Source organism: Saccharothrix sp. ALI-22-I (assembly GCF_001984175.1).
Classification (GTDB): Bacteria; Actinomycetota; Actinomycetes; order Mycobacteriales; family Pseudonocardiaceae; genus Actinosynnema.
In genome coordinates this window covers 1-5,657 of sequence record NZ_MTQP01000011.1, presented here as the reverse complement: position 1 = coordinate 5,657, position 5,657 = coordinate 1, and the positions used below count along the sequence as shown (strand labels likewise).

The following is a 5,657-nucleotide window of genomic DNA, read 5'->3' as shown; positions in this document are numbered from 1 at the left end:
TGACTGGCGCGTGACCTCGTGTGCCGAATACGGGCCAAAGTTGCCCTAAGAACAAGGTCGTTTTGCTGTTTGTGCTGGTAGATGCCTTGCCAGCACGGTGATCGCACCGCCCTCCCGAGGCGAGTGCTGTCCCGCAGGGCGTACCCGTATGCACACAACCCGGCGAAGTCATCCTGGGGTTCGCCATGCGAGAGAGCGTTCCCACAACACAGCCGGTGTGCTAGATGTGGGCCAGGGTCAAGTAGGCGAAGCCGAGTTCGCCCCGGTAACCCTTGAGCCAGCCCTCGCGGCGGTCGTCGACGGTCGCGCGGACCTCGTCGGCCCGCGGGTCGTCCGGGTGCTCCAGCAACCACCGCTCCCGGGCCGCGTACCCGCGGGACTCGAAGCTATCCCACTCGTCCTGGGTAGCGGTGGTGAGCGACAACAGGCGGTAACCGCAGGTCATGGCCAGGTCGACCAGCTCGGGCAAGGTGCCGAACCCCGCCTCGCCGAAGATCTCGACCGACTTCGGACTTGGCGGCCGCTCCCAGAAGCCGTCGCCGAGCAGGAGGGTTCCGCCGGGGCGGAGGCGGGTACGCATGGCTTCCAGCGTGTCCTTCGTCCTGCCCCACGCGTGCGACGCGCCGATCGAGATCACCACGTCGGCCGGCTCGGCTTCCCAGGTAGTGACGTCCGCCAAGTCCAGCCGAACGTAGGACGCCAGACCGCGCGCCTCGACGTTCCGCCGCCCCCGGATGATGGCGTAGTCGTCGCTGTCGACGCCGACACCCCGTGCGGTCGGCTCCTGCTCCACCGCCCTGAGCAGCAGTTCCGCCCAGCCACAGCCGTAATCCACCACCGTCGCCCCGGCCAACGGCTGCAACGTCGTGATCAGGTCGTACGCCTTCGTGTCCGAGAGCGGTGCGTTGAAGTCTCGATAGGCATGGCCGTTCAGCGGGAGGTCTGTCACGGGCGTCACCGTGTCAGACGGCGTGGAGATCGGAAACAGGATTTTAGCCGGCCCTCCACCTGCCTCACCTGTCCCGACCGGGCGACCGCCCTTCCGGGGTCGTGCTGTCCCACCTGTCTCACCTGTCCCAGCACCACATCTGGCCAGCGATTCCATGGTGGGACAGCTTCGTGAGGCGCTGTCTCACTCCCGCCGCGGTATCCCCCAAGACGCTGTAACAGCTTGGGGGCACGGGGAGCACGGTATCGGCGCGTTGACTGTCCCGTCTCGGCTCGACACGCTGGGTACGTGCGATTCCGGCGTTCACAGCAGCGGACGGGCCGATCTCCGCACAGGGCCGTGAGCGCAGCGCTGAGACGGCCGTAGGAGCGGTGTACGGGCCGCGGGTGATGGGTTGATACCCCTCAGAGCACAGTGAGCGATGGTCGGCACGTCACCCTGCTGGTGATCACCCCCGACTGTTACAGCCGCTTGCGCTTGGCTGACCGGTGCCCAACCGTCGACACGACGCCGACCTGTGCCAAATACGGGCCAAAGTCGCTCTTAAGAACAAGATCACTTTACTGTTTATGCTGGTAGAGCGCTCGGCGCAGCCGGCGAGCGCACCGCCCTCCGGAGGCGGTGCTGTCCCACCTGTCCCGCCGTGCCTTCTGACCAGCGGTTCCGAGGTGAGACAGGTAGCGCGACAGCTGTCCCTCCTGTCCCACCAAGCCGCAGCACCCGCCCTCCCGAGGTCGTGCTGTCTCACCCGCTTCCCGACGTGAGGTTGGCTTGAGTGGTCCTCAAAAGTGATGAGGAAGGCCGGTAACACGAGCAGGCGGGTAGACGACTTCCCCGATGAGTAACTATGACCGGAGGCATCGTGTCCTTACGCACTTACCTGTTCGTCGCGGGCGGACTGATGGCCGTCAGCGGATTCCTCGGGCTCGGTGTGTCCGTCACCATCCCCACCAATAGCTTCGCTGGCGAGTCCACATGCGGGAACGGGTTTGCCCAGCTCCCCGACGCGAGTGTCGTCCAGTTGACCGAAGGGCTGGAGAAGTGCGAAGCCGCTACGTCGGCTCGTCGCATGTGGGCTTGGCCGCTGTTGGGAGTCGGGGTGCTGGTCGCTATGGCCGGCTTCATCGATCGGGACAAGGGAAAGGCCGGCGGGGGAACGACACGCACGGCTTAGGCGGACCCTCCACCTGCCTCACCCGTCCCGACCGGGCGACCGTCCTTCCGGGGTCATGCTGTCTCCCCTGTCCCGCCACCTTCTGACCTGCGGTTCCGAGGTGGGACAGCTTGCGGGACACCTGTCCCACCTGTCTCACCCACCGCAGCACCCGCCCTCCCGAGGCGGGTGCTGTCATCGGGAGCAGACTGGGGATCAGTCGTCAGTGTTCTCAAGTCGGTCATCGAAGGGTGGCGCCGAAACTGGGGTATCGTCTGACAAATAATGAGTACTCGCGGCCTTCGATCGCTCGCTCTCTCGAGCTTGAAAGATCCTTGAGATGTGGCGCGTAGGTGGATCGGATGCGGGACTGTCGATTTGTGCGGGCTTACGGCGAGAATCCTTAGGGCATGTAGCGGTTAAAGTAGGTTTGAAGGTCGTGGTGGCGGAACTGGGTAGCAGTGCCTGCGAGGCGGACCAGACCTGCGGTGTAGGCCCAATCGAGAAAGCGGGCGGGGTGGGTAGATAACTGGCCTGCGCGTCGTAGAGCGCGCACTGCGAACAAGTACCGCAGTAGTACAAAGCCTCCCGCTGCATCCACAGGTCCGCCTATGAGCCCGAATAGGAGCCCAACCGCGAGCCCAGCCGTAGGCCCGAACGCGAGCCCGAAAGCGAGACCGAAGGCGAGTCCAGTCATAAGCCCGTTTGCTAGCTCGCTGGCGATGTACTGGCGGAGCGGTTGACTGGGGCGAACCGCTGTGTTTTGGATGCTGGTGAGCCCGTCAGTGAACCCGATCGTAAGTCCGACCGCGAGTCCGACTGCGAGCCCAATCTTGAGCCCGAACGCAAGCCCGAACGCGAGCCCGGGCGCAACCCCGCCCGTAAGCCCAACCGTGAGTCCGAACGTGAGCCCGAACGCAAGTCGTTGGATGAAAAGGCGTCGTCCGCTGGATTCACGGAGCCTGTCTAGGTTCAGTCTTCTTGGGGTGTTCTGTACGCCTGCACGGTGTATGAGAGCGGTCACGATAAATATGCCTACTTCCACGCCGAGCACAACGAACCAGTCAAATCTGGTGGTGGGAAGGTAATGGCCAATGATATCTGCGTGGGAGAGGCCGAAGCCAGCAAGCAATAGTCCGTTGAGGAGTGCGAGGGTCGTCGTGGTCTGGCGTCGGATGCGGCGGCCGGGTGGGGTGCCAGTGGTAGCCCAAAGTTGGTGGAGATGGAGGTCGGTGGCGGAGTGGCCGTGGTGGGCCAAGGTGGTGAGGTGGTGGGTGAAGGTGGCCAGCCAGCGGGTGACGTCGTCGGGGTGGTAGTGAGTGCCGTCGGCGCGGGGGTGGTGGCGGGTGAGGGCGGGGACGAGGTGGTCGAGCAGGTGGCGGTCGAGGGTCTCGGGGTCGAGGTCGCAGAGTTCGGCGGGTGTGGTGTCGGGCTCGGTGTAGACGGCGCAGGCCAGGTAGAGGCGCAACGGGGAGGACAGGCACGTGGCCAGGCGGCCCCGGCGGTGGTTCCGGATGGTGGTGACCACGCGTCGCCAGCGGCGGTGAACGCCGTGCGGTCCGCGTGGGTCGGGGAAGCGGTGGGCCAGCCAGGCGGTGACCTGGTCGGTGTCGAGGGGTTGGATGACGACCACGGTGGCGTCCTGCACCACTGCGGGGGTCGGGCGCCAGCCAGTCGGGTCGGGGGCGGGGTGGGTGAGCTCGCGGTAGCGGCGGCTGCGGCAGGTCAGCACCAACGGGCCGGCGGGGGCGTCCCCGGTGGGCTGGTTGAGCGCGTCGAGGACGCGGCGAGCCCGTCGGGGCGGGGTATGGTCAGGGTCGATCTCGTCGAGCCCGTCCAGGACGGGCAGCACCCACCCGTCAGCGACCAGAACCCGGGCGACCGCGGGCGGAACACCGTAGGTCACGCCCAGTTGTTCGGCTATCCAGGCTTCGAGCCGCTCGTACAACACCGACGGGGTGCAGGGCTGCTCGGGCAGTGTGAAGGAGGACAGGCTCAACCGCACCGGCACCCGCACGCGCGCGGTTGGGGTGTGGTTCAGGGTGGCACGGGCCTCGGCGGCCAGGTCCAGCAGCAGCCGGAGTGCGAGCACAGTCTTGCCCGCACCGGGTTCGCCCAGCACCACCAACCGCCCCAACTCCAGTGATCGGTAGTAGACGGCGACATCGTCCAGGCTTCCCGAGGCGCTGCCGCCGTCGTCGCGCCACCACACCTCGGCCGCCTCCGGCGCGACGAACCCCACATCGGCGGGGCGCGCCCGCCCGGTGTCGCCCAACAGCCGCGCCAGGGTCGCCGCCTCGCCCTTGACCACCGCGCGCAACAGGTCCCGCGCCACGGGTACCAGGACCGCCAGGTCATCGGTTCGCGGACGTGACCGCCACGCTACGAACAGCGACACGGTCCCGACCACGAGGCTGAGTCCGCCCACCGGCAGGGCCAGCACGTTGGCGATACCGGCACCGTCGTCGTCGGCAGTCCTGTCCATCAACCACACGGTCGGCCACACTGTCCCGACCAGCACCAACAGCACACCGACCGCAGCCCATGCCCGCGCTCTGGTCGACCATGTTCGAGACCCCATCCGGGCATCCTGATCCATGGGTCGTCTCGACGTGCACAAGACCCGCACCACCAGTCCGATTCCGACAAGGATTCGAACGGGAGAACAAGACGCAGTGCTCCTCCCGGTGCACGGCTGCCGCAAGGACCTGCGGATGGCTCACATGGCCAGCAGCAGGCTGAACGGCCGGTGTCGTCTGCGCCTACCTACCCTGGCGCGGCGGACGAGTGCCCGGAGAGGACTCCAGCAGACCTCTGTGCCGAGTGTGTACCGAAGTGGCTGTGCCGAAGGCTGTAACTGCTGGTCAGAGATGGTCTACGCGGGACTCTGTAAATCCGTCGCGAAAGCTACAGAGGTTCGAATTTCCTACCCGCCACACCATCTGACCAGCGGTCCCATGGCGAGACAGTCCGCAGTACACCTGCCCCATCAGACCGCGACTCCCCTCCCGAAGCAGGGTGCTGTCCCGCCTGCCCCACCTGTCTCGCCATACCCTCTGACCAGCGGTTCCAAGGTGGGACAGTCAGCGGGACAGCTGTACCACCTGTCCCGCGAGACCGCGGCACCAACTCCCTGGCCTTATGCCACGCCCGCAGGACCGTCCAGCCTAATGAGAGTCAGCGGGTCGGTCATCCGGCAGACTCGGGTCTGGTAGCCGCTGGCAGGTGAGCACTTTTCCAGCCTGGACGTTGAGTCCTTTTGAAAGATCGTGCCCCTGTCAGCGCACCGGGAGAGCTGAATCGCTGATGGGATGTCGTGCCCGCCGCTGTCTGGGCGTGAGCACTGATTCATTAGGTCGCTGATGGTTCTCCCGCAGGCTGCTGGTGATCGGCACGAGGACGGGAGAACGGGTGCTGTTCGCCGGGGACGACTGGGCCGAGGCGCACCACGACGTCGACCACGGCTGCCGGTCTCGCACAACGCCATCAGCCGCAGCATCGGGTAGCCCGCCCAACCAGACGCTGTCGCGATTCTCCCCAGCCACGCCCGGTTGC

Annotated in this window: 3 protein-coding genes; 1 reads left to right on the top strand and 2 read right to left on the bottom strand. The window is 66.2% G+C overall.

The annotated features are described in order from the left end of the window. Positions 1–220: 220 nt before the first annotated feature. A complete protein-coding gene (locus ALI22I_RS00270) occupies positions 221–949 on the bottom strand; it encodes an SAM-dependent methyltransferase (RefSeq protein ID WP_238597982.1) in 729 nt (242 codons plus the stop codon). Between the two features lie 847 nt (positions 950–1,796). Here ALI22I_RS00270 and ALI22I_RS00265 point away from each other — a divergent pair. Further along, a complete protein-coding gene (locus tag ALI22I_RS00265) occupies positions 1,797–2,123 on the top strand; it encodes a hypothetical protein (protein ID WP_077003576.1) in 327 nt (108 codons plus the stop codon). Positions 2,124–2,505: 382 nt separating this feature from the next. On the opposite strand, the gene ALI22I_RS00260 is transcribed toward ALI22I_RS00265, so the two are convergent. After that, positions 2,506–4,587 carry an NACHT domain-containing protein gene (locus tag ALI22I_RS00260; protein ID WP_179118019.1) on the bottom strand — a complete coding sequence of 694 codons (2,082 nt, stop codon included), beginning with the start codon at positions 4,585–4,587 and terminating at the stop codon, positions 2,506–2,508. Positions 4,588–5,657 lie beyond the last annotated feature (1,070 nt).